The sequence below is a fragment of the Mesorhizobium sp. M7A.F.Ca.MR.176.00.0.0 genome (genome assembly GCF_004023165.1).
Lineage (GTDB): Bacteria > Pseudomonadota > Alphaproteobacteria > Rhizobiales > Rhizobiaceae > Mesorhizobium.
The window spans coordinates 1-25,805 of the sequence record NZ_RZTC01000026.1 but is presented as its reverse complement, the minus strand read 5'-3'; the positions used below and the strand labels follow the sequence as shown (position 1 = coordinate 25,805).

General features: G+C 62.1%; 30 protein-coding genes. 15 read left to right on the top strand and 15 right to left on the bottom strand.

Annotated elements, in window-relative coordinates; genetic code table 11:
- Positions 1–42: 42 nt before the first annotated feature.
- From EOB59_RS11405 to EOB59_RS11380, 6 genes are all read right to left on the bottom strand, one after another.
- Entirely contained in the window at positions 43–1,689 is a 1,647-nt protein-coding gene (locus EOB59_RS11405) for a Na+/H+ antiporter (protein ID WP_128288392.1), read from the bottom strand.
- Positions 1,690–1,830: 141 nt separating this feature from the next.
- Positions 1,831–3,084 (bottom strand): L,D-transpeptidase family protein, encoded by a 1,254-nt coding sequence (locus EOB59_RS11400; RefSeq protein ID WP_127329923.1) that lies wholly within the window; start codon positions 3,082–3,084, stop codon positions 1,831–1,833.
- Positions 3,085–3,452: 368 nt separating this feature from the next.
- Positions 3,453–3,863 carry a hypothetical protein gene (locus EOB59_RS11395; protein ID WP_245486598.1) on the bottom strand — a complete coding sequence of 137 codons (411 nt, stop codon included), beginning with the start codon at positions 3,861–3,863 and terminating at the stop codon, positions 3,453–3,455.
- 173 nt (positions 3,864–4,036) lie between these two features.
- Positions 4,037–4,552, bottom strand: a complete 516-nt coding sequence (locus EOB59_RS11390) for a winged helix DNA-binding protein (protein WP_008875359.1) — start codon at positions 4,550–4,552, stop codon at positions 4,037–4,039.
- 238 nt (positions 4,553–4,790) lie between these two features.
- Positions 4,791–5,213: a DUF6163 family protein gene (locus tag EOB59_RS11385; protein ID WP_127272646.1), complete on the bottom strand. Its 423-nt coding sequence runs from the start codon at positions 5,211–5,213 to the stop codon at positions 4,791–4,793.
- Entirely contained in the window at positions 5,210–6,253 is a 1,044-nt protein-coding gene (locus EOB59_RS11380) for an enoyl-CoA hydratase/isomerase family protein (RefSeq protein WP_128288391.1), read from the bottom strand. The genes EOB59_RS11385 and EOB59_RS11380 overlap by 4 nt, the downstream gene beginning before the upstream one ends.
- Positions 6,254–6,449: 196 nt before the next feature.
- Here EOB59_RS11380 and EOB59_RS11375 point away from each other — a divergent pair, with 196 nt between their 5' ends.
- The 5 genes from EOB59_RS11375 (at position 6,450) to EOB59_RS11355 (ending at position 9,973) form a co-directional block, all read left to right on the top strand.
- Positions 6,450–7,277 (top strand): DUF2066 domain-containing protein, encoded by an 828-nt coding sequence (locus EOB59_RS11375; protein WP_128288390.1) that lies wholly within the window; start codon positions 6,450–6,452, stop codon positions 7,275–7,277.
- Positions 7,278–7,365: 88 nt separating this feature from the next.
- Positions 7,366–8,403 carry a porphobilinogen synthase gene (gene hemB, locus EOB59_RS11370; protein WP_127272719.1) on the top strand — a complete coding sequence of 346 codons (1,038 nt, stop codon included), beginning with the start codon at positions 7,366–7,368 and terminating at the stop codon, positions 8,401–8,403.
- A 40-nt stretch (positions 8,404–8,443) separates the two neighbouring features.
- Complete coding sequence (locus EOB59_RS11365) at positions 8,444–8,740, top strand: nucleotidyltransferase domain-containing protein (RefSeq protein ID WP_127270472.1); 297 nt, start codon at positions 8,444–8,446, stop codon at positions 8,738–8,740.
- A complete protein-coding gene (locus EOB59_RS11360) occupies positions 8,721–9,089 on the top strand; it encodes a HepT-like ribonuclease domain-containing protein (RefSeq protein WP_348639509.1) in 369 nt (122 codons plus the stop codon). Before EOB59_RS11365 ends, EOB59_RS11360 begins: the two co-directional genes overlap by 20 nt.
- Positions 9,090–9,325: 236 nt before the next feature.
- Positions 9,326–9,973 carry a dihydrofolate reductase family protein gene (locus EOB59_RS11355; protein ID WP_127270469.1) on the top strand — a complete coding sequence of 216 codons (648 nt, stop codon included), beginning with the start codon at positions 9,326–9,328 and terminating at the stop codon, positions 9,971–9,973.
- A gap of 48 nt (positions 9,974–10,021) precedes the next feature.
- On the opposite strand, the gene ppk2 is transcribed toward EOB59_RS11355, so the two are convergent.
- Positions 10,022–10,942 (bottom strand): polyphosphate kinase 2, encoded by a 921-nt coding sequence (gene ppk2, locus EOB59_RS11350; protein ID WP_127270468.1) that lies wholly within the window; start codon positions 10,940–10,942, stop codon positions 10,022–10,024.
- A gap of 275 nt (positions 10,943–11,217) precedes the next feature.
- On the opposite strand from ppk2, the gene EOB59_RS11345 reads away from it, so the two are divergent.
- Both EOB59_RS11345 and EOB59_RS11340 read left to right on the top strand, forming a co-directional pair.
- The gene (locus tag EOB59_RS11345; protein WP_128288389.1) at positions 11,218–12,261 is read left to right on the top strand and encodes an aldo/keto reductase; all 1,044 of its coding nucleotides are present in this window, start codon (positions 11,218–11,220) and stop codon (positions 12,259–12,261) included.
- A gap of 176 nt (positions 12,262–12,437) precedes the next feature.
- Entirely contained in the window at positions 12,438–12,590 is a 153-nt protein-coding gene (locus EOB59_RS11340) for a hypothetical protein (RefSeq protein ID WP_013532262.1), read from the top strand.
- Between the two features lie 66 nt (positions 12,591–12,656).
- On the opposite strand, the gene EOB59_RS11335 is transcribed toward EOB59_RS11340, so the two are convergent.
- Both EOB59_RS11335 and EOB59_RS11330 read right to left on the bottom strand, forming a co-directional pair.
- Entirely contained in the window at positions 12,657–12,890 is a 234-nt protein-coding gene (locus EOB59_RS11335; RefSeq protein WP_244506945.1) for a DUF982 domain-containing protein, read from the bottom strand.
- A gap of 112 nt (positions 12,891–13,002) precedes the next feature.
- Positions 13,003–13,668, bottom strand: coding sequence for a GntR family transcriptional regulator (locus EOB59_RS11330; protein WP_127383002.1), 666 nt, complete (start codon positions 13,666–13,668; stop codon positions 13,003–13,005).
- Between the two features lie 180 nt (positions 13,669–13,848).
- On the opposite strand from EOB59_RS11330, the gene EOB59_RS11325 reads away from it, so the two are divergent.
- Complete coding sequence (locus tag EOB59_RS11325; protein WP_128288388.1) at positions 13,849–15,111, top strand: multidrug efflux MFS transporter; 1,263 nt, start codon at positions 13,849–13,851, stop codon at positions 15,109–15,111.
- A gap of 41 nt (positions 15,112–15,152) precedes the next feature.
- Complete coding sequence (locus EOB59_RS11320; protein WP_128288387.1) at positions 15,153–15,527, top strand: DUF423 domain-containing protein; 375 nt, start codon at positions 15,153–15,155, stop codon at positions 15,525–15,527.
- Positions 15,528–15,567: 40 nt separating this feature from the next.
- On the opposite strand, the gene EOB59_RS11315 is transcribed toward EOB59_RS11320, so the two are convergent.
- Both EOB59_RS11315 and EOB59_RS11310 read right to left on the bottom strand, forming a co-directional pair.
- A complete protein-coding gene (locus EOB59_RS11315) occupies positions 15,568–15,738 on the bottom strand; it encodes a hypothetical protein (protein WP_128288386.1) in 171 nt (56 codons plus the stop codon).
- Positions 15,739–15,800: 62 nt separating this feature from the next.
- The gene (locus EOB59_RS11310; RefSeq protein WP_164895629.1) at positions 15,801–15,953 is read right to left on the bottom strand and encodes a hypothetical protein; all 153 of its coding nucleotides are present in this window, start codon (positions 15,951–15,953) and stop codon (positions 15,801–15,803) included.
- Positions 15,954–16,099: 146 nt separating this feature from the next.
- On the opposite strand from EOB59_RS11310, the gene EOB59_RS11305 reads away from it, so the two are divergent.
- Positions 16,100–17,179 carry a substrate-binding domain-containing protein gene (locus EOB59_RS11305; protein ID WP_128288385.1) on the top strand — a complete coding sequence of 360 codons (1,080 nt, stop codon included), beginning with the start codon at positions 16,100–16,102 and terminating at the stop codon, positions 17,177–17,179.
- Positions 17,180–17,181: 2 nt separating this feature from the next.
- Here EOB59_RS11305 and EOB59_RS11300 read toward each other — a convergent pair whose 3' ends face one another.
- A complete protein-coding gene (locus EOB59_RS11300) occupies positions 17,182–18,438 on the bottom strand; it encodes an OpgC family protein (protein WP_128288384.1) in 1,257 nt (418 codons plus the stop codon).
- Between EOB59_RS11300 and EOB59_RS35260 the strand changes: the two genes are divergently transcribed.
- Together EOB59_RS35260 and EOB59_RS11295 are read left to right on the top strand one after the other, a co-directional pair.
- Positions 18,431–18,595, top strand: coding sequence for a hypothetical protein (locus tag EOB59_RS35260; RefSeq protein ID WP_164895630.1), 165 nt, complete (start codon positions 18,431–18,433; stop codon positions 18,593–18,595). The two genes, EOB59_RS11300 and EOB59_RS35260, sit on opposite strands and share 8 nt — an antisense overlap.
- A 45-nt stretch (positions 18,596–18,640) precedes the next feature.
- Positions 18,641–19,309 carry an alpha/beta hydrolase gene (locus EOB59_RS11295; protein WP_128288383.1) on the top strand — a complete coding sequence of 223 codons (669 nt, stop codon included), beginning with the start codon at positions 18,641–18,643 and terminating at the stop codon, positions 19,307–19,309.
- A gap of 26 nt (positions 19,310–19,335) precedes the next feature.
- On the opposite strand, the gene sthA is transcribed toward EOB59_RS11295, so the two are convergent.
- Positions 19,336–20,724, bottom strand: a complete 1,389-nt coding sequence (gene sthA / locus EOB59_RS11290; protein WP_128288382.1) for a Si-specific NAD(P)(+) transhydrogenase — start codon at positions 20,722–20,724, stop codon at positions 19,336–19,338.
- A gap of 208 nt (positions 20,725–20,932) precedes the next feature.
- On the opposite strand from sthA, the gene EOB59_RS11285 reads away from it, so the two are divergent.
- The 3 genes from EOB59_RS11285 to EOB59_RS11275 all read left to right on the top strand — a co-directional run bounded on the left by EOB59_RS11285 (position 20,933) and on the right by EOB59_RS11275 (position 23,333).
- Entirely contained in the window at positions 20,933–21,403 is a 471-nt protein-coding gene (locus EOB59_RS11285) for an RDD family protein (protein WP_127322646.1), read from the top strand.
- Between the two features lie 140 nt (positions 21,404–21,543).
- The gene (locus tag EOB59_RS11280) at positions 21,544–22,308 is read left to right on the top strand and encodes an arginyltransferase (RefSeq protein WP_023810205.1); all 765 of its coding nucleotides are present in this window, start codon (positions 21,544–21,546) and stop codon (positions 22,306–22,308) included.
- A 128-nt stretch (positions 22,309–22,436) separates the two neighbouring features.
- Positions 22,437–23,333 carry a DMT family transporter gene (locus EOB59_RS11275; RefSeq protein ID WP_128288381.1) on the top strand — a complete coding sequence of 299 codons (897 nt, stop codon included), beginning with the start codon at positions 22,437–22,439 and terminating at the stop codon, positions 23,331–23,333.
- Between the two features lie 88 nt (positions 23,334–23,421).
- On the opposite strand, the gene EOB59_RS11270 is transcribed toward EOB59_RS11275, so the two are convergent.
- Both EOB59_RS11270 and EOB59_RS11265 read right to left on the bottom strand, forming a co-directional pair.
- On the bottom strand, positions 23,422–24,195 hold the full coding sequence (locus tag EOB59_RS11270) for an aminoglycoside adenylyltransferase domain-containing protein (protein ID WP_128288380.1): 774 nt from the start codon (positions 24,193–24,195) through the stop codon (positions 23,422–23,424).
- A 165-nt stretch (positions 24,196–24,360) separates the two neighbouring features.
- Positions 24,361–25,575, bottom strand: coding sequence for an AI-2E family transporter (locus EOB59_RS11265; protein ID WP_128288379.1), 1,215 nt, complete (start codon positions 25,573–25,575; stop codon positions 24,361–24,363).
- Positions 25,576–25,805: the final 230 nt, after the last annotated feature.

Here is a 25,805-nt window from a genome sequence, read left to right as displayed (position 1 = left end):
GAAATTTGCTGGCCGGATTGCGCCAGCCTGGCCCGCGGGTCGTTATTTCCGAGCCTTCCGGCCTTTCAGCAAGGCCTCGGTGAGCGTGATCTCGGTAAACAGCGCTTGCGACGTATGGTCGTTGATCTCGCCGCTGCGAAACATGGCGCGCACGGCCTCGCGCTCGGCTTCGATGCCCGCAAATCTCAATTCGAGCTCCAGCCTTCCGGCTTCGCGCGCCTCGGCGCGGGCCTCATCGGCTTCGTCCGAGGCGGCGATGCGGCGCCGGTAGCCGGCGACGATGCTGTCGGCAGCGGCAAGCCTGGTGCCGGGCACCTCGCCTCCCTCATCATCGGCGGCTCCGGCAATGCTCTCGATGCGCGCGATTGCCGCCTTGGCGGCGCCGACGCGCGCCAGGCGCTCCTCGGCGGCGCCGGCATCCTCACCGGGCTCGACCAGCCCCCTGGCGATCGTCGGCAGAGCGAGGCTGGCGATGACCAGCGAGCAGATGATGACGCCGGCGGCCAGGAAAATGACCAGGTCGCGCGCCGGAAACGGCGAGCCGTCCGGCATGGCGAGCGGCAGTGACAGGATGCCGGCCAGCGTAATGGCGCCGCGCACACCGGCCACCGAACCGGCGAGCCGCACGCGCAGCCCGAACGGCTCCACCTTGCGCTTGCCCAGACGCGCAGCGATGCCGGCGGCGATATCGCCCACCCAGATCCACAGGAAGCGCAACGCGATCAGGCACAGCGTCAGCGCGATGACGGTCGCGATCGGCTGGATGATCGGGTGCAGGCTCATGAGTTCCGGCGGCACATGGCGGATGATGTCGGGAAGCTGCAGGCCGAGCACGATGAAGAGAGCGCCGTTGAAAACGAAGGAGAGCGTCGTCCACAGCGACATCGTCTGCATGCGCGCAGAGACGCCGAGGAAGCGAAACACGCCGGAGCCGCCGGTGAGCAGGCCCGCGGTGACAGCCGCCAGAATGCCGGAAGCTCCGACATGCTCGGCGCCGAGATAGGCGATGAAGGGCAGCAGGACCATCACCAGCACCTGCGCTTCGGCCGGCACGCCGCCGATCCGGTTGAGCAATTGCAGCAGCTTGGCGGCAACGAACAGCGCCGCCACGCCGATCAGGATGCCGATCGCCACAGCATAGAGAAAACTGAGCGAAGCCGCCGCAAGGGAAAAGCTGCCGGTCAGCACCGCCGCGACGGCAAAGCGGAACATGACCAGCCCGGACGCATCGTTGAGCAGCGACTCGCCTTCCAGAATGTGCATCAGCCGCGCCGGGACGACATTCCTGTCGACGATCGAGGACACCGCCACCGCGTCGGTCGGCGACAGCACCGCGGCTAGCGCAAAAGCAACCACCAGAGGGATGCTCGGCACCAGCCAATGCAAGGCGTAGCCGAAGCCGACGATGGTGAAGAAGACCAGCCCTATGGCCAGATCCAGGATCGGTCGGCGCAGCGCCATCAGTTCACGCTTCGGCGCGCCATAGGCATCGCCGAACAGCAGCGGCGGGATGAACACCAGCAGGAACAGTTCCGGATTGATCTCGACATGGATGCCGCGCACCGGCCACGCAAGCGCGGCACCGATCGCAATCTGCAGCACCGGCAACGGCACCCGTACCAGGCGAACCAGAGCGCCGGAAAGCGCCACGAAGACGAGCACGACCAGAATGAAGACGGCGACTTCCATGGTCCGGTTCCAGGCTTTCCGCCGACCATGCGCAAAGCCGGCCGATCCGTCCAGCCGCCCGTCCTGTGAAAAACGCCGCGGCACCCAATCAATGAAAAAGGCCGCCCTGAGAGGCGGCCTTTTTAGCTAGGAATCAAATGTTTACAGCGCGGACGTGATCTGCAGTTCGTTGTTGCCATCAAGCGCGTAGACGTCGTCGCGGAACTGCACGACGCCCGGACCGGTCGACCAGGCCGAGAGATAGAGGAAGTGGACCGGCACCGGATTGGTGACCTGGATCGGCGTGTTTTCACCGGTCTTGATCGCCGCCTCGAAATGCTGGCGATCCCAGCCGGGCGTGTCGCGCAGGATCCAGGTGACGAGGTCGCGCACATTCTGCACGCGCACGCAGCCCGAGGAATCGAAACGCAGCATCTTGCCGAACAGGCTCTGCTGCGGTGTATCGTGCATGTAGACGCCGTCAGGGCTCGGGAAATTGATCTTCACCGAGGCCATGGCGTTTTCCGAGCCGGGATCCTGGCGGAAACGGTACTTGGCGGCGTCGTCGGTCGACCAGTCCACATTCATCGGATCGACTTCGCTGCCATCCGGCGCGAACAGGCGGATGTGGCTATCCTTCAGATAATCGGGATTCTTTCGCATCAGCGGAATGATGTCCTTGCGGACGATCGAGACCGGCGCGTTCCAGTATGGATTGACGATGATCTCGTTGATCTTGGAATTGACGATCGGCGTCTGCCGGTCGATCTTGCCGACGATCGCGGTGTGGCGAAGCACGACGCGGTCGTTCTCGACCGCTTCGACCTGCGCTGCCGGAATGTCGACCAGCACGTAGCGGCTGCCCAGCGTGCCGGCCTTCTCGCGCAGCCGCTGCAGATTGGTCTGCAACTGGCCGAGCCGGATCTGCGCCGAAACGTTCATTGCAGCATAGGTGTATTTGCCGAGCGCACCATCGGCAGGCAGGCCATGGCGCAGCTGGAAACGCTTGACCGCCGAGTCGACATAGGAATCGAAGGCCGTCGAAATGCCGGCACTCTGCGACAGATCGCCGGAAACCATCAGCCGCTTGCGCAACGGCACCACATCCGGGTCATCGACGCCGAGCTGCAGCTTCTTGGTCGCGGGAACATCGACCCAGCCACCCTGCCCGACAATGTTCTGGTATTGCCCGACCGCCTGTTCCGTGAAGGCGACGGTCTGCGGGCTGAAGATCGGCAGCGTCGAGGCCACCTTGCCGCCCTCGCTGGCGCGGGCATCGAACTGGTCGTCCCAATTGCCGCGCGCTGAGGATTTCAGGATGTCACCGATCACATCCTGCGCATTGGCGCCGCCGGCGACCACTGCGGCTGCGAGCGCGGAGGCTCCGGAGAGGAAAAAACGACGGCTGGTTCTCATGGACGTTCCAGACATTTGTAGCAGTTCGATCACTTGCTGCGTTGATCACCGGGCGATCTCGCCCGCACTGTAAAATTGGCAATCTTAACAATTAGCCAACCATGCTTCGTATCACCTTGGTGTGACAGCGCCCAGGCGCGATACGGATTGCGGGTGAACGCATGGTCTTCACACCAGCATCACTGCCACTCTCGGTTCCACTGGAATATGGCGGCAACGTGGCCTAGCGCACGAATCCGACTGGCCGGCATTCCGAAAAGAACGGACCGATGCTTTTGGGTATCGGGGTCGGCGCCGTCGCCGAGCTATCGCCTATGGGGTCGACTGCCGCGCGGCAAGGCGCGCAGCCAGCCGCGAACGAGACTGGCTCAGGGCTTCGGACCCGGAGCCTCCAACTCGGAACATCGTTGCAGCACTTGGTTCTCAGGGTAACGCAATATCTTGCTGTCATCGAGTTTGAGCAGCAGCGCCCGCCTCTTTTCCACACTGTCGGTATCGTCCGAGCAAGTCAGGTCCAAAATGACGGCGTCCAGGCCTTTGATCTTCTGGACTTTGTCGATTGTGCAGCCGACTTCCCACATTTCCACCGACTTATCGGTGAACATCACTCTGGAGTCATTGCCGTCGCACGGGCTGCTGCCTTCCATGGCGAAGGCATCCTTCCACCATTCCTCGGCGAAAGCCGTTTCTGACGCAAGCAGTAGCGCCGCCGCGACAAAACAGATCTTGAAACGCCTGCTTCGACCCATCATGCCCCCTTGTGCGGCGACATTAGGCATTGTGGAAGCGAAAGCAAAGCGTGGCCCACGGGGTTGCGGTCAGCTGACAAACAGATGAACTCAAGTCGCCGTCAGTCGCTGGAAAAAGGCCGATGCCTCTCGGCACCGGCCCTGACTGAAGGTCGATATTTCGGCCGCGTTTCTGTGGCGCGGGCCGGATCCGATGCGGCGCCTTACATCCGGTAGGCGATAGTGTCGTTCCAGAAGCGGTCGAGCCGCTGCAAAGCACGGTTCATCTGCTTGAACTCGTCGGTGTTGATGCCGCCGACCTGCTCGATCGAGCCGACATGACGCTCGTAGAGGCCGGCAACGACCTCCGCCACCTCGTTGCCCTTCGGCGTCAGCGAGACACGGACCGAACGGCGGTCGATGCGCGAGCGCTGGTGATTGATGAAGCCGAGATCGACCAGCTTCTTCAGATTGTAGGAGACGTTCGAGCCGAGATAGTAGCCACGCGAGCGCAACTCGCCGGCGGTCAGCTCGGAATTGCCGATATTGAACAGCAGCAGCGCCTGGATGGCATTGATGTCGGAACGGCCGTTGCGGTCGAATTCGTCCTTGATCACATCAAGCAGGCGGCGGTGCAGCCGCTCAACAAGCTGCAGCGATTCCATGTACAGGGAACGGATAGCCTCGCGGCGATCGTCGGATACGTTGGCGGTCTTCGCCGCCGGACGCGAATTGATCATTGTCTTTGCCTCTTGTTTGTCGCCCTGGTGATTTTTTGTTTTTCACCTTGATCGCGACACTATCGAATACTCATAAAATTCGACTTAAACGCTAGGGCTAACAAGAGCTTACCGGTAAGGGGTTTCGGAAGAGGCTTAACGAACGGTCACCCGAGCAAGGATAATTAACCTAAAGATTTCGGCAACGATTGCGGGGCTCATTCGAGGCGACAGCGGGGCCGCCAATGGGTTCAACGGCTTAGTGGCGGACCGGGCGCTTCTGCAGGTAGATGACGACACGGAAGACGATGTAGAGCAGCGCCACCGCCGCATGCGAGGCGACAATCAGCAAGCGGTGGCCGAATAGCTCGGGAAAGCCGGCATACATGACCGTCTCGGTCACCGCGCAGATGAACCAGATCACCGGCCCCCAGGACGCCAGCATCCACAGGCCGGCAGCGGCAAAGGGAAAGAACACGGCGAGCACCACCGCAGCCACCTGCCAGTGCACGGGCATCAGGTCGAACCGCCACAGCGTACCCGGATAAAAGCCGATCAACCTGATCCAGTAGAGAATGCCGAACAGCAGGCAATAGCCCGATATGACGCGCTGGAACCAGGCGAAGATCACCTCCACCCCGGAGGGCTGCAGCACGACGCGCCTCGAGGTCACCTCGCTCATATCAAGAGTTCCCGTTCGCCGAGCGGAGCGAAATAGGCATCGACATCCGCTTCGCTGACCGCAGCGAGGCTTGCCGGCCGCCATTGCGGCTTCGAGCCCTTGTCGATGATCGCGGCGCGGATGCCTTCGTAGAAATCATGGCCGGCGAGCATCCGGTTGAGGATGCGGAACTCCATCTTCATGCAGGCTTCCATGGACAGCGTCAGTCCGGCGCTGATCTGCCGCCAGGCGACGCGCAGGCTGGTCGGCGAGCGGGTGCGGATCGTCGACAGTGTCTTTGCCGCGAACTCGTCGGCGTCGGCCGCACGCTCGAGGCTGTCGATGACGCGGTTCAGGGACGGTTGCGAAAAATGGCGGACAATCGCCTCCAGCGTCGGCCTGTCGGTTTCGCGCCTTGCCTGCACGAAGAAGCCGCGCAGCACCGATTCCGGATCGCCGGTCAGCGCCAGGCGGTCGAGGAAGCCAGCCTGGTCCTCGGCCTTGATGGTGTGGGTGGCCAGCCCCGACCACAGCGCATCGCCATAGCGGATGCGATTGCCGGTCAGCGCCAGATACATGCCGAAGGAGCCGCCGAGATCAGGCAGCAGGTGGCTGGCGCCAACATCCGGAAAAAAGCCGATGCCGACCTCCGGCATGGCAAATTGGGCATTCTCGGTCATCACCCGGTGCGAGCCATGGAAGGAGATACCGACACCACCACCCATGACGATACCGTCGATCAGGGCGACATAAGGTTTCCTAAAACTGTTGATGCGGGCATTGAGCCGATATTCATCGGCGAAGAACTCGACCGGCGGTTTTCCCGCCCGGCCTGTCTCATAGACATGCAGGATATCGCCGCCGGCCGAAAAGGCCCTGCCCTCTGCCTTGACGACGATGACGTCGATGCCCTGGTCGGCTTCCCAGGCGGAAAGGGCAGCGTCGAGCGCCCTGATCATGCCGTGCGTCAAGGCATTGAGCGCCTGCGGCCGCGTCAAGGTGACGACGCCGGCCCGGCCCAGATGTTCGAAGCGGATCTCGTCGCCTCCGCCAAAATCCATCGTGAAGAATCCCTCCCCCGGCCGCCGGGACTGAAGTGCTAAAGCGTGGCGCATGGGTGCGTCAATGGCGAGCACACCGGTGCAAGCTCTGGCCCGGACCAGGAGCCAGTGCTAAAAATCGAACTGCAATATTGGAAAACTGGATAGAGTTCATAGCAGCGCAGCTCTGGCGGGGCTTCGAACGGGACGATTGTTCATGACTCGATTTTCGCACCTTGCGCGGATGGCAATTGGCCTGAGCATCGGCTTGGCTGTTCACCCGGTCACGGCGGCGACTTTGGAAGACCTCTACAATTCGCAGACCATCGTCAACGGCAAATACGAGAAGAACCGCCAGTCCGGCTTCAAGCGCTGTCTCGATGCGGTTCTGGTGCGGGTTTCCGGCGATCAGCGCCTTCCGGCAAAACCTGAAATGACGGCATTGCGCGACAAGGCCGGCAGCTTCGTCGCTGGCTTCCACTACCGCGACCGCATGGAAGGCATTCCCAACCATGACGACCAGGGCACGTACGATCGGCCTCACAATCTCTACTGCCAGTACGGGCCGGCTGAAATCGACCCAGTGCTGGCTTCGCTCGGCAGCAGGCCGTGGCTGGCCGAGCGGCCGCGGCTGGCGGTGTTTTTGGTGACCGAGCGCGGAACAATGCATTACGCGCTCGATGCCGACGACGACCGTGGCATGCCGATGCGCGAATCGTTCGGCAATGCCGCCGTACCGCTGGCCATGCAGGTGGCTTTTCCCACGGCGGCGCAGCTGTCGCGGGCTGGATTGGACGATCAGGCGCTTCGCAATGCCGAGATGACGAAGCTCGACACACTGGCGAAGAAGACCGGCGCCGACCAGGCGCTTTCCGGCAGTCTCGTCTGGAGCGACAAGGAACTGGGCTGGATCGCCGACTGGCGGCTGGCCGCGGCCGGCAAGACCTACATCTGGCAGGTGCGCGGCGTCAATTTCGACGAAGCTTTCCGCGTCGCCATCAGGGGCGCGGCACAGATTCTGTCAGGCAATGGGCAACCCGAATAGACCTCGACCGCGTCGCTGGCACAATCGTGCCGCATTGGTCAGCAGCGGGAGCTCGTGGTAAAAGCCTGCCCGAACGAGAGTATTGGCGATGAACAAATTCACCCCCGCAAAGCCCGCCGGCGCGCGCGGCGTCGACGAGATCACCGGCAGCCGCCGTCTGCGCCGCATGCGCAAGGCCGACTGGTCGCGCCGTCTCGTGCAGGAGAACCGGCTCACGGTCGACGACCTGATCTGGCCGATCTTCGTCGTCGAGGGCAAGGGTGTCCGCGAGCCGATCGCCGCCATGCCCGGCGTCTTCCGCCTGTCGATCGATCTCGCCGTCAAGGAGGCCGAGCGCGCGGCAAAACTCGGCATTCCGGCACTCGCCACCTTCCCCAATGTGGACATCTCGCTGCGCGACCAGACCGGCTCGCACATCCTCGATCCCGACAATGTCATCAACCGCGCCACCCGTGCGATCAAGGATGCGGTGCCGCAGATCGGCATCATCACCGACGCCGCGCTCGACCCGTTCACCAGCCACGGCCATGACGGCATCCTGCGCGACGGCATCATCGTCAACGACGAGACGGTGGAACAGGTGACCGCCGCTGCCGTCATCCAGGCGGCCGCCGGTGCCGACATCATCGCGCCGTCCGACATGATGGACGGCCGCATCGGCGCCATCCGGGACGCGCTTGACGCCAATGGTTTTCAGGATGTGGCGATCATGTCCTATGCGACCAAATTCGCCTCGGCCTTCTACGGTCCCTATCGCGAGGCGGTGGGCACCGCCGGTCTGCTCAAGGGCGACAAGAAGACCTATTACATCGACCATGCCAATTCCGACGAGGCGGTGCGAGAGGCCGAACAGGACATCGCCGAGGGCGCCGACATGCTGATGGTCAAGCCCGGCCTGCCCTATCTCGACATCATCCGGCGGCTGAAGGACGAGTTCCAGATGCCGACCTTCGCCTACCAGGTGTCGGGCGAATATTCGATGATCAAGGCGGCAGGCGCCAATGGCTGGATCGACGGCGAGAAGGCAATGCTGGAATCGCTGCTCGCCTTCAAGCGCGCCGGGTGCGACGGCATCTTGACCTATTTCGCACCCGAAGTGGCGGAGATGCTGAAGGGGGGCCGCTAGGTAGCTTTGGAATTTTAACGCAATCCGCTAGAATGAATTCATGAGCAGGAATGAGGTCATAAAGCGGTTGCAGAGAAATGCAGATGCCATCAAGGGCATGGGCGCGACTTCGCTTTATCTGTTCGGATCGATTTTACGGGGCGACGCAGGGCCTGACAGCGATCTCGACCTCTTCATCGATTATGATCCTGCAAGACGCTTTTCGCTGATTGATCTGGTCGGCATCAAGCAATTTCTTGAGGAGAAGATGTCAGCGGAGATCGATATCACCACCCGCGACAGCCTCAATCCCATGTTGAAGGCCGACATCGAACAATCTGCTGTGCGCATATTTTGATGGCAGTGCGCCGGATCGAACCGATTCTAGCCGAAATCATGGAGGCCCTGGACGGCATCTTGCTGCCGCCGCGGGCAAGACGCTGGATGACTTTAATAGCGACTGGCTGCTCCGACATGGCATCGAGCGCGGGATCGAAATCATTTCCGAAGCTGCCCGCCACATTCCCGATGATTTGGCAGCCCTTGCTCCCGAGATTCCATGGAAACAAGTTCGTGGGATAGGCAACGTTTTGCGTCACGAATATCACAAAACCTCCGGTGCGATAGTATGGGCGGTGGTGACCGACAGCCTGCCGCCACTGCGTCTTGCTGTCGAACGTATGCTCGAAGCGTCGCAGCGCCGATAGTTGTGGCTGACACTTGCGGCAGCATCCTGTTCGCGTCGCAAGGAAGGAACCGCGATATTTCTCTCGTCATAAGCAATTGCATGGCAACGGAACATTTGCTCGCGTCGAGACTGCCGGATCTTTCTGCTCTGCACGTGCGGTGCGGCAAAGTTCTTTGAAAATACCGGTTGCAATTCACAATCAGCTTGCTACAAACAACTGCTTGCAAAATACAATCGGTTATCGAGGAGGCTCGCATGTCCAAACTTCGCGTCAACGCTTTCACCCTGTCGCTCGACGGCTATGGCGCCGGTCCCGATCAGGATCTGCAAAATCCTCTCGGCGTCGGTGGGGAATCCTTGCACAAGTGGTTTGTCGACACCTGCACCTTCCGCGAGAAGGTGCTCGGACAAGATGGCGGCACCACCGACGTCAACGAGGCGTTCGCGGCGCGCAGCTTCGAGAATGTCGGCGCCTGGATCCTCGGCCGCAACATGTTCGGGCCGATCCGCGGCGAGTGGCCTGACGACAGCTGGAAGGGCTGGTGGGGCGACAACCCGCCCTATCATGTGCCGGTTTTCGTGCTCACCCATCACAAGCGGGAACCGATCACGATGGAGGGCGGCACGACTTTCCACTTCGTCACTGACGGTATCCATTCAGCTCTTGAACAGGCTAAGGCTGCCGCTGGCGGCAAGGACGTGCGGGTCGGCGGCGGCGTCGCCACCATCCGGCAATATCTGCAGGAAAAACTGATCGACGAGATGCATCTGGCGATCGCGCCGGTGCTGCTCGGCTCGGGCGAGAACCTTTTCGCCGGCCTCGATATGCTCAAGCTGGGCTATATCTGCAGCGAGCAGGTGGCGACGCCGCTTGCCACGCACGTCACCATCAAGCGGGCGTAGTTACAGCTTTTTCTCCCCGTCACTATACGGGGAGAAGGGAGCGATCCATCAATACTTCTCCGGCACGTAGAGCTCGCGCGGCAGCACCTGGCGCTCGTATTCGGGGTTGAAGACGCGCTCCGGCAAAGTGATCTCCTCGTGCGGCACTTCCTCGTAAGGCAGCTGCTTGAGCAGATGGTCGATGCAGTTCAGCCGCGCGCGCTTCTTGTCGTTGCCCTCGACGATGAACCAAGGCGCTTCCGGGATGTTGGTGCGGGCGAAGGTCTCTTCCTTGGCCTTGGTGTACTGCTCCCAGCGCACACGCGACTGCAGATCCATCGGCGACAGTTTCCACTGCTTCATTGGATCATGGATGCGCATCAGGAAGCGCATCTGCTGTTCCTCGTCGGTGATCGAGAACCAGTATTTGACCACGGTGATGCCCGAGCGGACCAGCATGCGCTCGAACTCCGGCACGTCGTGGAAGAATTCTTCGACCTGATCGGGCTGGGCAAAGCCCATCACCCGCTCGACGCCCGAGCGGTTGTACCATGAGCGGTCGAACAGCACGATCTCGCCGCCGGCCGGCAGATGCGGGACATAGCGCTGGAAATACCATTGCGACTTTTCGCGCTCGGTCGGTGCCGGCAGTGCCACGACGCGGCAGATGCGCGGGTTGAGCCGCTGGGTGATGCGCTTGATGACACCGCCCTTGCCGGCCGAATCGCGTCCCTCGAAGATCACCACCAGCTTCTTCTTGTGGTAGGCGACCCAGGACTGCAGCTTGATCAATTCGGACTGCAGGGTGATCAGGTCGCGAAAATATTGCATGCGATCGATCGAAGGCGGATGCGAGTTCTTGTAGATCTTGGCGATCTCCATCGACAGCGCCGGCTCCGACATTTCGAGCTCATAGTCTTCGTCGAGCGTGTCGGCGAGTTCGGCTTCAAGCCAATCCCGGGCCGGAGAATTCTGTTTTAGCTCGGTCATTATCGGCTGCTCCACTTGCAAGCTCTGTCGATTCAGGTCCGGCGCCCCAAACTCCGGCTTACAGCCCGGAACGGCAACGCCTGAGCCGACTTCAATATAGGCCTGCAATGACGGTTTTATTGCAGCCTGACCTGATCGCCACCACTGCAAAACCCGCGAGGCATGATCGATCCGCCGCCCTGGCATCGAGACATACCGCGCAAATTGTCATACAAATAGCATCCACATTGGGGCGCCCTTCCCAACCTCTTCTCAATGCAATCGCGAGGACCGACATGGAATACCGCACTCTCGGCCGTTCCGGCCTGAAAGTATCGACGCTGACCATGGGGACCATGACGTTCGGCGGCGCCGGCGCATTTTCGGCTGTCGGCAAGACAGACCTGGACGAGGCGCGCCGGATGATCGATCTCTGCATCGACGCCGGCATCAATGTCATTGACACCGCCAATGTCTATTCGAATGGCATTTCGGAAGAAATCATCGGCGAAGCGCTCGGCGGCAAGCGCAAGGGTGACGTGCTGATCGCCTCCAAGGCACGGATGCGGATCGGCAAAGGCCCGAACGATGAAGGCCTGTCACGCCATCACCTGATCCGCGAATGCGAGAAAAGCCTGAAGCGACTCAGGACCGACGTCATCGACATCTATTTCCTGCACGAATGGGATGGCGTGACACCGCTGGAGGAAACCATCGGCGCGCTCGACACGCTGGTTGCCCAAGGCAAGATCCGCTATGTCGGCTGCTCCAACTATTCCGGCTGGCAGGTGATGAAGGCGCTCGGCATCAGTGACAGCCATCATCAGCCGCGCTTCGTCACGCAACAGATCCATTACACGCTGGAAGCGCGCGAGGCGGAGTACGAGTTGCTGCCGATTTCCGTCGACCAGGGGTTGGGCGTTCTGGTCTGGAGCCCGCTCGCCGGCGGATTGCTGTCCGGCAAATACCGCCGCGACAGCCCCACCGCCCGCCAGCTTGCCGGCTGGTCCGAACCGCCGATCCGCGACGAGGACCGGCTGTGGCGGATCGTCGACGTGCTTGTCGAGATCGGCACGCAGCGCGGCGTGTCGGCAGCGCAGGTGACGCTGGCCTGGCTGCTTGGCCGGCCGGCCGTCAGTTCGCTGGTGATCGGCGGCAGGACGGAAACGCAGTTCCGGGACAACATCGCGGCGGCAAGCCTGGTGCTTTCCGGCGAGGAGCGCGAGCGCCTCGACGCGGTCAGCCGGCCGCCCTTGCTCTATCCCTACTGGCACCAGCAGCTGACGGCAAAGGACCGTTTTGGTGCTGCAGATCTGGTGATTGACCGAAGCGGCATCTGATCGGCAAATCGATGGCGATAGGTATTGGCCGCCGCAATGATGGACCTGGCCCCTTCATTGCGACGCGCATCTTGCAAGCCTGGCCATCATCGACGCACTATCGCTTCAGCTGTTGTGTTTGACGGCTAATGCTCCTAGGCAGGACCAGAGCCGCGAGGCAGTGAAAAGGAGCCAATATGGCGCGACCACCAAACTACGATCAGGAACGCAAGGAACGCGACCGCCAGAAGGCGGCCAAGAAGGCCGAGAAGCTGGCAGCCAAGGTTGCAGCGCGGGAACGTTCGAAGCCCGAAGACGAGACTGAAGCCGAAACCGAAACGGCAAAGTGACGGCAAACGGCCCGCAGATGCGGGCCGTGCCTCAATCCAGATTGCCGCCCCAAATGTCGGCTTGTGTCAGGCGGGCGCCTTGTCGCTGACGAACACGTCCACTTCGCGTGCTGCCGCGATGAAGGCACGCCTGGCGTTCATCGCCGGCTTGTCGCCGGCGAGTGCGTCATGGCAGGCCTGCAGGGCCGCGCGATGCTTGGGGCTGCGCTTGCCGGGCCAGCTGTTGAGGAGGTAGTCGGAAGCCTCACGCGCCGTGCGCAAGAGCTGAGTGCTTCCCGCCGCGACTGACTTCACAGTCACAGGTGTTTCAAATCGGTTGTTTTCCATGGCCGCTCCTTACGCCATCGGCGTCTGCGAAGCGAGGCGAAAGTGCGCATACGTCCAGACGCCGCTTTGCGCCCTTCATCCACCTTTAAGCAGCAACGACGGCAAAGCCTCTGGCGCGAAGACCGCGCCGATCGTTGGCGAGCGACGTCACCAGCCGGTCGCGGCTGCCGACGATGTGGTCTGACAGCAGGCGCGCGGCTTCATCGGCGTCGCCAAGGCGTGCCGACGCCAGTATGGCGCGATGTTCGGCCCAGGCGCGGCTGAGGGCCGCTTCGTCGCGAACCTCCAGCCAGCGCGCCCGCGACAGGCGCGTCATGGCATCGCGCACCGCCCGGAACAGGAATTCATTGCCCGACAGACGCGCCAGTTCGATGTGAAAATCCATGCCGACGCGATGCCATTCCTCGCGCGGCGTGTCGTTGTCGCAGGACTCGAGCATCGCCTCGATGACATCGACGGCGCTCCGGTCCGCCAGGCTGCATGTCAGGCGAAGCGCCGCAACCTCGACTGCTTCCCTGTAGACGGCGATCTGCTCGAGTTCAGCCAGATTGATCGGCGACACCGTCCAGCCACGTCCGTCCCTGCCGACCAGGCCCTCGGTCTCAAGCCGCAGAAGTGCTGCCCTGACCGGGGTTCGCGACGCGCCGAAGCGGCTCTCGATCCAGCGCTCGGTCAGCTTCTCGCCGGGGCCGATCTCGAGGCCCAGGATCATTTGCCGAAGCTGTTTTTCGACGCTCTGCATCTGCGACATTGTCGTTTCCATTTTCTGATCGTTGCTGGCGATCGTCTTGCCGGCCGCCTTTTCCGATCACGTTTGAGACGGTCGCATTGACAGCGGTCAAGCTTGCGTCCATCAGGGGCACCATCTTGGTATCCCAAATTGGTATCCGCAGCAAGCATCGATAAGAGTTGCTGGGACAGGACATATGACATGCAGCAGCAGAACACGCCCCCGGCGACCGACAGCACCTACAACATCCACTGGCGGCGCAATCTGTTCGTGTGCGTTGCCGGATCGTTTTCGACGCTTGTCGCCATGACGCTGCTTTTGCCGTTCCTGCCGCTCTATATCGAGCAGCTCGGCGCCGAGGGCCACGCCGCGATCGTGCAATGGTCGGGGATTGCCTATGGCGCGACGTTCTTCGCGGCGGCGCTGGTGGCGCCGCTCTGGGGACGTCTCGGCGACCGGTACGGCCGCAAGGTGATGCTGGTTCGCGCCAGCTTCGGCATGGCCATATGCATGTCGCTGACCGGCATGGTGCAGACGGTCTGGCAACTGGTGCTGCTGCGGCTGCTGATCGGGTTTGCCGGTGGCTATTCCTCGGGATCGACCATCCTCGTTGCCATGCAGACGCCGAAGGAACGCTCCGGCTGGGCGCTGGGCCTGCTGTCGGCCGGCATCACGGGTGGGGCTCTGGTCGGCCCACTGGTGGGCGGCGCCCTGCCGCCGCTGATCGGCATCCGCGCCACCTTTCTCCTCTCCGGCGGCGTCATCTTCCTGGCGTTCCTGGCGACCACGTTTCTGATCAAGGAGAATCCCCGGCCGAAAACAGCGGACGCCGCAGCGAAGCAGAAGCAGAAAGGCGGCTGGGCACAAATCCCGGACAAGCGGCCTGTCGTCGCCATGCTGGCGACCGGCATGCTGTTGAGCTTCGCCACCATGTCGATCGAGCCGATCATCACCGTCTATGTGCAGCAACTCATCGAGGACCAGAGCCGCGTCACGCTGATATCAGGCGTCGTCATGTCGGCGGCGGCCCTTGGCGCCATCCTGTCGGCTTCGCGCCTCGGCAAACTCGCCGACCGCGTCGGCCACTGGAACGTCATCATCGGCGCGCTAGCCGTCTCGGCACTGCTGCTGATCCCGCAGGCCTTCGTCACGCAAAGCTGGCAACTCATCGGCCTGCGTTTCCTGATGGGCCTGGCGCTGGGCGGGCTCTTGCCCTGCATCACCAGCGTGATCCGCCACAATGTTCCCGATGGGGTCGGCGGCAATGTGCTCGGCCTGTCGATTTCCGCCCAGTATGTCGGGCAGGTCGCCGGTCCCCTGCTCGGCGGCTTTGCCGGTGGCCATTTCGGCATGCGCTCGGTGTTTCTGGGCACATCCGTCTTGATGGCCGGCGGCGCGGTGTATAACTGGCTGGCGCAATCGCGCCGCGAGCAGGACATGCTCGCCAACGCCGGTAAGCCCTGACGGGGTTGGGCTTATCCCTCTGACATCACGGAGCCACGGACATGAGCACGGCCGAGCAACCTTCAGGCAATATCGGCCGTATCCTCGTCCTGGCCGGAGGCCTCTGTGGCGCCGCCGGCGTGGCGCTGTCGGCCGCGGCAGCGCATCTGGGCGGCGCCTTCGTCGGCACCGCCGCATCCTTCCTGCTGATGCATGCGCCGGTCTTCCTCGCCGCCGGATTGCTTGGCGCGAACCGGATCCTACGCATCGGCAGCCTGATCCTGCTGGTTGGGCTTTTGTTGTTCTGTGGCGATCTGCTGGCCCGCGATTTCATCGGGTCGCGGCTGTTCCCGCTGTCGGCGCCGATCGGCGGCACCTTGCTCATCGCCGGCTGGCTGGTGATCGCGGCCTCGGCGCTGGGGCGGCCACGTTCCTGACGCCTTTGAGCGCCCTGCCCCGATAACAGACCTCCGCCAATCAAACGTCGTTTGTAGTGCCGTTAGTCCTGCCGGTCTCGGGCTGGATGAGCAATTCACGATTGCGCCGCCGCAGCCTTCCCAACCGACGCCGCTCCGGCCGTTCGGAAGCCGGCGCGATGCCCCAGTAGTTGCGATAGATGTCTTCGAACAGATGGCTCACGGGATGCATGATGTGCACTCCTTTCAATACTTGAATCGATCCAATCGATGGGCGCGAAAAACCGAACCCGCTCAGCTCCGCTTGCGCTCCACAAGGAACCGCAGCTCGCGGACCCATGGACTGGCTTTGCCACGGCGCTTCTGCGTCGTGGTGTTCGACGAGATGCTCCAGTCGTTGCGATAAATGTCTTCGAACAGAAAATTGACGGGGTGCATGACAAACATCTCCCTTTCCAAGGGCTGAATCGATCCAATCAAAGGCGACTATAAATTGGATCGATTCAAACATACGCCTCACCGACCCCTTGATCAAGTCAAAATTTGAACCGATCCAACGAAAGTGTTAGATGGGATGAATTGAGGAGACGAAGATGGCGCCACTGACCTCTACAAAGACCAGGCCGATCCGGCTGGCAGACATTGCCAAAGCAGCCGGCGTCTCGCATGGCACCGCGTCCAACGTGTTCGCCCGCCCGGAAATCGTGCGCGAGGAGGTCCGCGAACGGGTCAAGGCGGCAGCCGAGGCAATGGGATATGGCGGGCCAGACCCCAAGGGCAGGCTGCTGCGCGCCGGCAAGGTCAATGCCATCGGTGTCGCGACCGCGGAACCCCTCTCCTATTTCTTCGACGACCCCTTTGCCCGGGTGATGATGGCCAGCATCTCGCAGGCCTGCGACGCGACCGGTGCGGGGATTTCGCTGGTCTCCGCAGCCAACAACGAACAGCTTGCCTGGAACATCCAGAGTGCGCTGGTCGACGGTTTCATCGTCTTCTGCGTCGATGGCGGTTCAAGGCTGGTCGAACTGGCGCGTGAACGCAAACTCCCTTTTGTCGCGCTCGATCTCGATTCGGACGACGACGACGCCGTTGCAGCGATCGGCGTCGACAACATCGCCGGGGCTGGCCTGGCCGCCCGCCACCTGACCGAACTCGGACATCGCCGCTTTGCCGTGCTTACCCTGCCCTGTGCCGACGCAGGCTTCGGCCCTACCACAAGGGAGCAGGTGGAAATGGCCCTCTACTCGGCTACGCGCGACCGCTTGCGTGGCTATTTCGCCGAACTCTCCCGGGTCGGCGTCGACGTCTCGCGCGTGCCGATCTACGAAACCGTCAATGACGAGAAGAGCGTTTGGGCCGGCCTCGACCATATTTTCGCCGGTGCCGAGACGCCGACAGCCATTCTGGCGATGTCCGACAGGATGGCGCTCCATGCGCTGGACTGGCTGCGGCAGCACGACATTGCGGTGCCGGGCGATGTTTCGGTCGTCGGCTTCGACGGTGTTCCGGAAGGGGCGATTTCCAAGCCGCCGCTGACCACGATCGTCCAGCCGATCGCCGAGATGGGCCGCCTTGCCGTCAAGGCGATCCTTGAAAATGACGGTTCGTTCAGCCGGCAATCGCTGCCGGTCCAACTCGTGGTGCGAGCCTCATCCGGCCCCTCGCCCGCCTGAGCTCAACGGCCCATTCTTGTAGCCATGGCCGGCATCGCGAAGGATGCAGCATGGACGGGCGGTGCGGCGTTGTGAGCCGGCCTGCTTTTGCCGGACCAGCCAAGGCCCGATAGCCATTCGAGATAGTAGGCGAGCGCGAACTGCATGACGATGCCGGCCGATATCAACAGGCTGTCATAGGCAAATCCGCCCGGATTGATCAGCTTCAACACTTGCGCCGCCATTGCAAGCACCGTGCCGGCAATGAAAACCGGCAGCGATCGTTTGCCCAATATGGCAAGCGGATGATCGCGTCCGGTGCGAAACAGGTTCGAGACCGCCGGGAATGCCACGATCAGGTAGCTCACCGCCAATATATGCAGCAGCCTCGGCAGCGACAGGAACGTCTTGTCGAAGCCGGTCAGCACCGGAGGCAGGCCAAACCAGGAGATATGCCCCCAAAGCGGGCTGTGCACCCAGACCAGTGCCACAGCGGTGTAGGCCAAGGCCCCGCCAACCAGCCAGCGATTGACCGGGATGGTACCGCCGCGACGCACATGCAGCGTGCCTGCCAAGCCGATGTTGAAAAGGAACTGCCACGACAGCGGGTTGAGAAACCAGAAGCCGGGCTCGGGATAGTTGGGCGGGGCAATTTGGTAAACCCCCGCGACCAGCCACAGGGCGCCGGAGGCGACCAGTGCCAAGACCGGCCGATAGCTGACAATGAGAAGGAACACCGGCGTCAGCAAGAGCAGCACCGCATAGACGGGCAGTATGTTGTTGTAGCCGAGTTGGTGGCCGAGCGTCACGATGCCGATCAGCACCTGCGGCGTATTCTTGATCAACGGCTCGATGTTGATCATCGTCAAAAGCTCCGGCCGCCTGGCAAACACCGCCGCAGCGCAGAACATGGCCATCACCCCCATGGTGGTGACGATGTGGGTGGCATAAAGCACACCGGCGCGGCGCAACATCTTCAGGGTTGCCAGCAGCCGGTTTCCGGGCTCGAATTTCCTGCCATAGGCGAGCGCGACCGAAATGCCGGAGATCAGCACGAAGACTTCCGCCGCATCGGAAAAGCCGAAATTCTTGTAGGTCAGATACTCGAAGGCGGTACCTGGCACATGGTCGACATAGATGGTCAGCAAAGCGAGAGCACGGAGCACGTCTATGCGCGTGTCGCGCTCAGTGCGATCGGGGACACGCTTATCGCGGTCCGAGACACGCGAATCGCGGTCTGGGACACGCGAATCGCGGTCCGGGGAAATCTGGGTGGTCATCGACAAAAAGGCCTCAAAGCTGGTTGTTCATGCCGGGCAATGCGCCCCCCGGCGCACCGCTTCGATTCCTCCCGAAGGAATGTTATCGGCGGAGAAACGGACTGTAATGCGCCCGGTTCAATCAACTTTCGCGGAGCTTGAAAATATTGCGTTTTGAAGCCGGCAAATTGAGCGAAACCTCATATAATCAAGAGGATGCGCGATGATCGAAGAGACCTCACAAGATGGTGCGCTGCGGCGTGATCTGGCCTTCAGCTACCGGCTTTACAGCCCGGCGGATTCAACCGGCGAATGTCTCTTCCTGCTGCATGGATCGGGTGTCGACGAGACGACATTGGTGCCGCTGGCGCGAGAGATCGCACCGCGGGCCAAGCTGATCGCGGTGCGTGGCCGCATTGTCCAGGAGGATGGTTTCCGCTGGTTCGCGCGCATCACGCCGACGCGCTTCGAACAGCACAGCATCCGCACCGAAACCGATGCCTTTGCGGGCTTCGTCGCCGACACGGCCACACACCACCATCTCGATCTCTCACGCGCGACGTTCCTCGGCTATTCGAACGGCGCCAATCTGGTTTCAAGCCTGATGCTGCTACATCCGGAGCTCGTCGAGCGCGCCGCGCTGCTGCGGCCGATGCCGGTGCTCGATCACGCGCCGGCGACGGATTTGTCAAAGGTGCGCGTCCTGATGATCGCCGGCGCCGCGGATCTCACCTATTCGCCCTTCGCCCCTGCTCTGGTGACATTGCTCAGCCAGCATGGCGCCGAGATCGACGCCCGGATTGTCCCATCAGGTCATGAATTCGGCAGCGCCGACGCCGCAATCGTCAGACAATGGCTGTCGGGATCCGCGGCGGTGGCGCAGGCAAGCTGACAGGCTCGCCGCCACGACCAGCCGGCCTACCCTCGTCCCATCCTGTTCCAGGCGTCCAGCCCTGCAATCTTGTAGGCTTCCGCGAGCGTCGGATAGTTGAAGGTGTTGTTGACGAAGAAGTCGACGGTGCCGCCGAGATTGATCACCGCCTGGCCGATGTGGATGAGCTCGGTGGCGCCCTCGCCGATGATGTGCGCGCCGAGCAGACGGCGCGTCTCGACCGAGAACAACAGTTTCAGGAAGCCGGTGTTGACGCCCATGATATGGCCGCGCGAGGTCTCGCGAAAACGTGCCACGCCGACCTCATAGGCCGCACCGCTCTCACGCACCTGTTCCTCGGACTGGCCGACCGTCGAGATTTCCGGCACCGCGTAGATGCCATAGGGAAAGGTCTCCGGTGGCGGCGGCAACGGCACGCCGAAGGCATGGCAGGCCGCCACCCTGCCCTGCTCCATCGAAGTCGAGGCCAGGCTCGGAAAGCCGATGACGTCGCCGGCGGCGTAGATGTTGGGCACGCTGGTCTGGAACGTATGCGGGTCGACCTTGATACGCCCTCTGGAGTCGGCATCGATGCCGACGACATCCAGGCCCAGGTTGCCGACATTGCCGGTGCGGCCGGCGGCGTAGAGCACGACCTCTGAACGAATGGTGCGGCCATCGGCCAGTTCCACTTCGGCGGCGTCCGGCTTGGAGCGGATTTCCTTCACCGCGCTGCCCAGCCGGATGGTCATGCCGCGATCGCGCATCTGGTGGATGAAATCGTCGACGATCTCGCGGTCGACGAAATCTAGGATGGAGTTCCGCGGCTCGACCAAGGTTACCGGCACGTCGAGCGCGGAAAAGATCGTTGCATATTCGACCCCGATGACGCCGGCGCCGATCACCGTCAGCGTGCGCGGCAAGCGGTCGAGTTCCAGCATCTCGTCACTGTCGAAGATTCGGGTCTTGTCGAAAGGCACATCGCGCGGCCGGTGCGGCCTGGTGCCGACCGCGATCAGCGCATTGGCAAAACCGACCTCGCTGTAATCGCCGGTGTCGGTGGTCAGGCTGACCTTGTTGGGGCCAAGGAATTTCACCGCAGCCCGGGCGCTCTTGACCGTGTTGCGCATGAACTGGTGCTGCAGCACCTCGACCTCATGGTCGAGCGTCTTATGCAGGCGCTCGACCAGATCGCCGACCGAGATATCCTGCTTGACCCGGTAGCCGCGCCCGTAGAAGCCGCGCTCACGCCAACCCGAAAGGTTGAGCACCGTTTCGCGCAGCGTTTTCGACGGGATGGTGCCGGTATGCACCGAGACACCGCCCAGACGCCGGCCGCGATCGACCACCAGCACCGATTTGCCGAGCTTGGCCGACTGCACCGCGGCCCGGCGACCGGAAGGGCCGCTGCCGATGACCAGCATGTCGTAGTCCATATTGCCCCGTCCCCTGCCATGTGCGCTTTTGCTGCGCCGCAGCAAGCTAATGTTATCCGCGCCGCAAATTCAACCGGTTCAGATTGCGCCTGGCGCCTTGAAGGCCGGCGCACCGCAAGAAGCCCGATCTTGATTCCGCCACAGGCCTTCACCATTTCATGGCTGAGCGGTCCGCACCCTATGTCGGACCTTGTTACGAGGAAATGACATGAACGCGCGCGTTCTCGACGGCGAAATCATCACCAGCAGGCTCGACGATGTCAGGGCCTATGACGGCGTGCGCACGAAGCGCATTCTGGCTTTCGTGATCGACTATGTCATCGTCGCGCTGCTCACCATTCCGTTTGCCATTCTGGTGTTCTTCCTCGGGCTTTTGACCCTCGGGCTTGGCTGGATGCTGTTCGGTATCCTGTTGCCGACTGTGGCCATCCTCTACATCTGGAACACGCTGGGCAGCACCGACCAGGCCACCACGGGCATGAAGATGGTGGGCATCCGGCTCGACCGGCTCGACGGCAGGCCGATCGACGGCCTCACCGCGGTCGTCCATTCGGTGCTGTTCTGGGCCGGCAACGTCATCCTGTCGCCGCTCGTCCTGCTGGTGACGCTGTTTTCCGACCGCAAGCGCACCTTGCACGATCTTTTGCTTGGCACGGTCGTCAGCCGCACGGACCGCTGAAACGGCCCTCTGAAGAGCAGTCGCAACCGATTGAGCACAAATGTGAAGGCGTCGAGTCGACCACGCTCACATAATCCTGTTGAATTTTTCGCCGTCCGCGCCAAAGGTAGAGCGATTCGAAGGAGTGTTTCCAAAGCTCGATGACGCAGCATCCGACCCAGTCGCCGCAGTTCTTCCTGACCGCGCCGTCGCCGTGCCCCTATCTCGACGGCCAGTTCGAGCGCAAGGTGTTCACGCACCTGGTTGGCGACAAGGCGGCGGAGATGAACGACCTCTTGACCCAAGGCGGCTTCCGGCGCTCGCAGAACATCGCCTACAGGCCGGCCTGCGAGACCTGCCGCGCCTGCGTTTCGGTACGCATCCTCGCCCAGGAATTCGTCGCCAGCCGCAACATGAAGCGCGTGCTGCAGCACAATTCCGATCTCGTCGGCCACATGCACAATGCCGAGCCTTCGACCGAACAATATTCCCTGTTCCGCAGCTATCTCGATGCCCGCCACCGCCGTGGCGGCATGTCCGATATGACGGTGCTCGACTATGCGATGATGGTCGAGGATACCCATGTCGACACCAAGGTGATCGAGTATCGGCGGCGTGGACCAGACACGTTCATCACCGGCAAGGGACAGGGCGAGCTGATCGCGGTGGCGCTCACCGACAAGATGGCCGACGGCCTGTCGATGGTCTATTCCTACTTCAATCCCGATTTCGAGGAACGGTCGCTCGGCACGTTCATGATCCTCGACCACATCGCCCGCGCCAGGGCGATGGGCCTGCCCCATGTCTATCTCGGCTACTGGGTCAACGGCTCGCGCAAGATGAATTATAAGATGCGCTTCATGCCGCAGGAGCATCTCGGCCCGAAGGGCTGGGAGCGCTACACCAACGAAGCGGTCGCGCGCTGATTACTCTTTCCCAAGTCCGGGCTTAAACATTTTCAATCGAGACGATGCTGGTCTTTCCGCTGATGGGGGAGAGCGTGCGATTGCGCCGGTCCGCCATCCTCTCCCGAATTCATTGTGAAAGTCGCTGCATGTCGTCTCACGATACTCACACCAAAGGACTTCTGCTCACCGCATTTGGCGGGCTGACGCTGACCGTGGACATCCCGCTGATCCGGCTCGCCCACGGCGAGGCGTGGACAATCTTGCTGCTGCGCACCGGCTGCACCTTGGCCGCGGCACTGATCATGTGGACCATCTGGCGCTCGTTCAGCAAGGATGCGCCGCAGCTGATACCTGGCTGGTCGGGCCTGATCGTTGCCGCGATCTACGGGCTCGGCGCGATTGCGTTCATCACAGGCGTCTACAACACCTCGACCGCCAACCTGGTGTTCATCCTGGCCTTCACAACCATGTTCGCCGCGCTGCTTTCATGGGTGTTCCTGAAGGAGCGGCCGCGGCCGCTGACCTTTGCGGCATTGGCCATGATGATTGTCGGCGTCGTCATCATCGTCGGCGATTCCGTCGGCACCGGATATCTGTTCGGCGACCTGATGGCGTTGTGTTCGGCCTTCCTGATCGCCTGCGCCATCACCATCTCGCGCGCCAGCGGCAAGGATATGGGCTTTACCTCACTGATCGGCGTCGTCCTGCCTTTCGGGCTGGCGGCGTTCATGGTTTCCAAGACCGGCTTTCAGGTCGAGGCGCCCTGGTGGATCATCCTCAACGGCGCCGTCATCATGCCGATAGCGTTCTTCTGCCTTGCCGCCGGGCCGAAATACATTTCGGGCCCTGAAGTGGCGATGTTCTACCTGCTCGAAACCGTGCTGGCGCCGGTCTGGGTGTGGATGATCTTTGCCGAGACACCGACTCGCAACAGCCTGATCGGCGGCGCAATCCTGATCGTCACGCTGGTCGCGCATTCGCTGTGGCAACTTCACGAGGGACGCAAGCGGCGTGGCGACCTTGCGGTGCAACATCCGGTGTAGCGCAGCTTTTCGAGATAACCGATGTTCCACTGTCACGTTGCCCTGTCCGTCGTGATCTGTGATTGCCTTTCCATGGAAGAGCAAGAGATCAAAGCTGGAGAGCGATCTGTTCGCGCATGTGCGCGGCAGTCGACTTCGTTGCCGCCTGCTTGTCTTCCCAGGAGTCGATGACTTCACCCAGATACGCCTTTCGCGCGTAGTCGAGGATCGAGGCCTCCTGCTCGGGAAGTCGCTGGCCAGCCCAGGTAGCCGCAGCATCCTTCGATACGAAGTCACCGTTTTCAGATGTTCGCCACATTCGGGCAAGCGTTAGCAGAACATTCCGCTCGTCTCCGTGCAACCCGTCCAAGAGGGCAGAAAGGCCGTTGCGCATTGCCGAGCGAATTGCACTGGCTGATACCTCGGGAAGTAGTTGGACTGCTTCGGGGCCAAATAACGGAAACGCATTCTCGCGCGCCTGTGCGAGGATGAGCGTGTTCTCGGCATCGCTTGTCGGCCCAGGGGTCTCGCCATTTTCGAAAGCATCGCGAAGCCACTCTCCATAGACCATTTCTGTCTGTGCCGGGTTGGAGTGGATGCCCTGCCCGTTGATGTCGAAGACCATAACCTCCAGGCATCTCGGCTCTGAATCGCGGCGAGGATGCCGCCCGGAAAGCCGTAGAAGCATGGCCGTAAGAGTCACGCGTTCGCGCTCCGTCATCGGCCTCGCGATTATCACAAGGAGGTCGATATCGCTCTGCGGCCGCAACTGGCTTTGTACAGCCGAACCATGCACATAAACGCCAAGCAGCGCGCCCTGTAAAATGTCGGAGATCGAGGCAACGGTGTCCCTGATCTGGTTCCCAAATTCTTGAGACTGCATCCCGCCTCGGCCTCGTCACAGCACAAGCTTGATATCTGCGGACCACCGTGGGGCAATCTTGTCACGGCCGCAAATGGCGCGATCCTGCCGTCCGTCACCACCAGTCCTCGGACGGTGGAAAGGTCAAGGTCAAGGTGCGAACGTCATAGCGCTTACTTTTCGAAATCAGGCGCTGGCCTTCTTCGCCACGACGGGTTCCGGCAGGACCTCGATTTGCGGACCGGCTTCAATTTCGGCTGGCGAGCCCGGGACGACTTCATCGGCCATTTCCACCTCGCGAAGCCATTCGCGCCAGATCGCGACCAGCAGGGCCATCAGCACCGGGCCGATGAACAGACCGAGAAACCCCATGGTCTTGACGCCGCCGATCAGGCCGAAAAAGGTCGGCAGGAAGGGCAGTTTTATCGGCCCGCCGACGAGCTTCGGGCGCAGTGTCTTGTCGACGATGAACAGTTCGACCGCGCCCCAGAGGAACAGCGCCAGCCCGGCCATCGGCGACCCGCTGGCGGCGAGGTAGATCGAGACCAGTGTGAAGGACAGTGGTGCACCGCCCGGGATCAGCGCCATGACGCCGGTCAAGGCGCCAAGCGTGACCGGCGACGGCACGCCGGCCAGCCAGTAGGCGATGCCCAGGACCAGGCCTTCGCCGATGGCGATCACGGTCATGCCGGTCACCGTCGACGAGATCGTCGCGGGCACGACGCGCGAAATCCGTTCCCATCTGGTCGGCAGGATGCGTTCGCCGAGACGATCGACCTGGCCGGCAAAATGCTCGCCGTCGCGATAGGCGAAGAACAACGCGATCATCATGAACAACAATGTCAGGAGCAAGCCGAAAGCGCTGCCGCCGGCGGCCAGCACACCGCGATAGATGCTGCCGATGTTGGCGCCGCTGACCAGCTGGATCAGTTCACCAATGCCGCCTGGATGGCCGAAATTGGTCGTCCATTGCTCGTTCAGCCACTCGCCCACGACAGGCATGGTGGCGATCCAGTGCGGCGTCACCGCGCCGTGACGGTTGGTCTCGATCGCCCAGGCGACCCATTCGCGGACCTCGTTGATCGCATAGGTGCCGGCGAGCGCGATCGGGATCACCAGGAAGGCGAGGATGAAGAGGATGGCTAAGGTCGCGGCGATGGTGCGGTTGCCACTGACCGCGACAAGCAGGCGGCGGTAAAGCGGCCAGCTGGCGAAAGCGATGACGAGCGCCGCCAGCACCGGAAACAGGAAGCCGTGGAAGAAATAGACGCCGGCGGCGACGATCAGCACCAGCAGCCAACGCGCCGCCGACAGCGGCGGAATGACGGCAGCCCTGAGCGGCGTCGACAGGCCGAACAGGCGCTGCTGCCGTTCCGGTTTCTGGATTTTTGCTTCCTTCAAACGCCTGGCTCTCCCAAACACCCCTCCTGTCTATGCACTGATATAGTGCAGCAATCGTGACGATAGTCCAAATGATTGGGGATCTCCCCCCTCGAGAGGGAGATGGCCGGCAGGCCAGAGGGGGTCGCCGCGCGTGAAGCGCTAGCATTCTCTGTTCGCAAAGCAGGAGGTCGCGTCCAGTCGTGCCGACCCCCTCTGTCGCCTTTGGCGACATCTCCCCCTCGAGGGGG

What these genes read in the sequence shown, in the direction of transcription:
- EOB59_RS11405 (WP_128288392.1), bottom strand. Translation starts at nt 1,689, where the DNA reads ATGGAAGTCGCCGTCTTCATTCTGGTCGTGCTCGTCTTCGTGGCGCTT.
- EOB59_RS11400 (WP_127329923.1), bottom strand. Translation starts at nt 3,084, where the DNA reads ATGAGAACCAGCCGTCGTTTTTTCCTCTCCGGAGCCTCCGCGCTCGCA.
- EOB59_RS11395 (WP_245486598.1), bottom strand. Translation starts at nt 3,863, where the DNA reads ATGCCTAATGTCGCCGCACAAGGGGGCATGATGGGTCGAAGCAGGCGT.
- EOB59_RS11390 (WP_008875359.1), bottom strand. Translation starts at nt 4,552, where the DNA reads ATGATCAATTCGCGTCCGGCGGCGAAGACCGCCAACGTATCCGACGAT.
- EOB59_RS11385 (WP_127272646.1), bottom strand. Translation starts at nt 5,213, where the DNA reads ATGAGCGAGGTGACCTCGAGGCGCGTCGTGCTGCAGCCCTCCGGGGTG.
- EOB59_RS11380 (WP_128288391.1), bottom strand. Translation starts at nt 6,253, where the DNA reads ATGGATTTTGGCGGAGGCGACGAGATCCGCTTCGAACATCTGGGCCGG.
- EOB59_RS11375 (WP_128288390.1), top strand. Translation starts at nt 6,450, where the DNA reads ATGACTCGATTTTCGCACCTTGCGCGGATGGCAATTGGCCTGAGCATC.
- hemB (WP_127272719.1), top strand. Translation starts at nt 7,366, where the DNA reads ATGAACAAATTCACCCCCGCAAAGCCCGCCGGCGCGCGCGGCGTCGAC.
- EOB59_RS11365 (WP_127270472.1), top strand. Translation starts at nt 8,444, where the DNA reads ATGAGCAGGAATGAGGTCATAAAGCGGTTGCAGAGAAATGCAGATGCC.
- EOB59_RS11355 (WP_127270469.1), top strand. Translation starts at nt 9,326, where the DNA reads ATGTCCAAACTTCGCGTCAACGCTTTCACCCTGTCGCTCGACGGCTAT.
- ppk2 (WP_127270468.1), bottom strand. Translation starts at nt 10,942, where the DNA reads ATGACCGAGCTAAAACAGAATTCTCCGGCCCGGGATTGGCTTGAAGCC.
- EOB59_RS11345 (WP_128288389.1), top strand. Translation starts at nt 11,218, where the DNA reads ATGGAATACCGCACTCTCGGCCGTTCCGGCCTGAAAGTATCGACGCTG.
- EOB59_RS11340 (WP_013532262.1), top strand. Translation starts at nt 12,438, where the DNA reads ATGGCGCGACCACCAAACTACGATCAGGAACGCAAGGAACGCGACCGC.
- EOB59_RS11330 (WP_127383002.1), bottom strand. Translation starts at nt 13,668, where the DNA reads ATGTCGCAGATGCAGAGCGTCGAAAAACAGCTTCGGCAAATGATCCTG.
- EOB59_RS11325 (WP_128288388.1), top strand. Translation starts at nt 13,849, where the DNA reads ATGCAGCAGCAGAACACGCCCCCGGCGACCGACAGCACCTACAACATC.
- EOB59_RS11320 (WP_128288387.1), top strand. Translation starts at nt 15,153, where the DNA reads ATGAGCACGGCCGAGCAACCTTCAGGCAATATCGGCCGTATCCTCGTC.
- EOB59_RS11315 (WP_128288386.1), bottom strand. Translation starts at nt 15,738, where the DNA reads ATGCATCCCGTGAGCCATCTGTTCGAAGACATCTATCGCAACTACTGG.
- EOB59_RS11310 (WP_164895629.1), bottom strand. Translation starts at nt 15,953, where the DNA reads ATGTTTGTCATGCACCCCGTCAATTTTCTGTTCGAAGACATTTATCGC.
- EOB59_RS11305 (WP_128288385.1), top strand. Translation starts at nt 16,100, where the DNA reads ATGGCGCCACTGACCTCTACAAAGACCAGGCCGATCCGGCTGGCAGAC.
- EOB59_RS11300 (WP_128288384.1), bottom strand. Translation starts at nt 18,438, where the DNA reads ATGACCACCCAGATTTCCCCGGACCGCGATTCGCGTGTCCCAGACCGC.
- EOB59_RS11295 (WP_128288383.1), top strand. Translation starts at nt 18,641, where the DNA reads ATGATCGAAGAGACCTCACAAGATGGTGCGCTGCGGCGTGATCTGGCC.
- sthA (WP_128288382.1), bottom strand. Translation starts at nt 20,724, where the DNA reads ATGGACTACGACATGCTGGTCATCGGCAGCGGCCCTTCCGGTCGCCGG.
- EOB59_RS11285 (WP_127322646.1), top strand. Translation starts at nt 20,933, where the DNA reads ATGAACGCGCGCGTTCTCGACGGCGAAATCATCACCAGCAGGCTCGAC.
- EOB59_RS11280 (WP_023810205.1), top strand. Translation starts at nt 21,544, where the DNA reads ATGACGCAGCATCCGACCCAGTCGCCGCAGTTCTTCCTGACCGCGCCG.
- EOB59_RS11275 (WP_128288381.1), top strand. Translation starts at nt 22,437, where the DNA reads ATGTCGTCTCACGATACTCACACCAAAGGACTTCTGCTCACCGCATTT.
- EOB59_RS11270 (WP_128288380.1), bottom strand. Translation starts at nt 24,195, where the DNA reads ATGCAGTCTCAAGAATTTGGGAACCAGATCAGGGACACCGTTGCCTCG.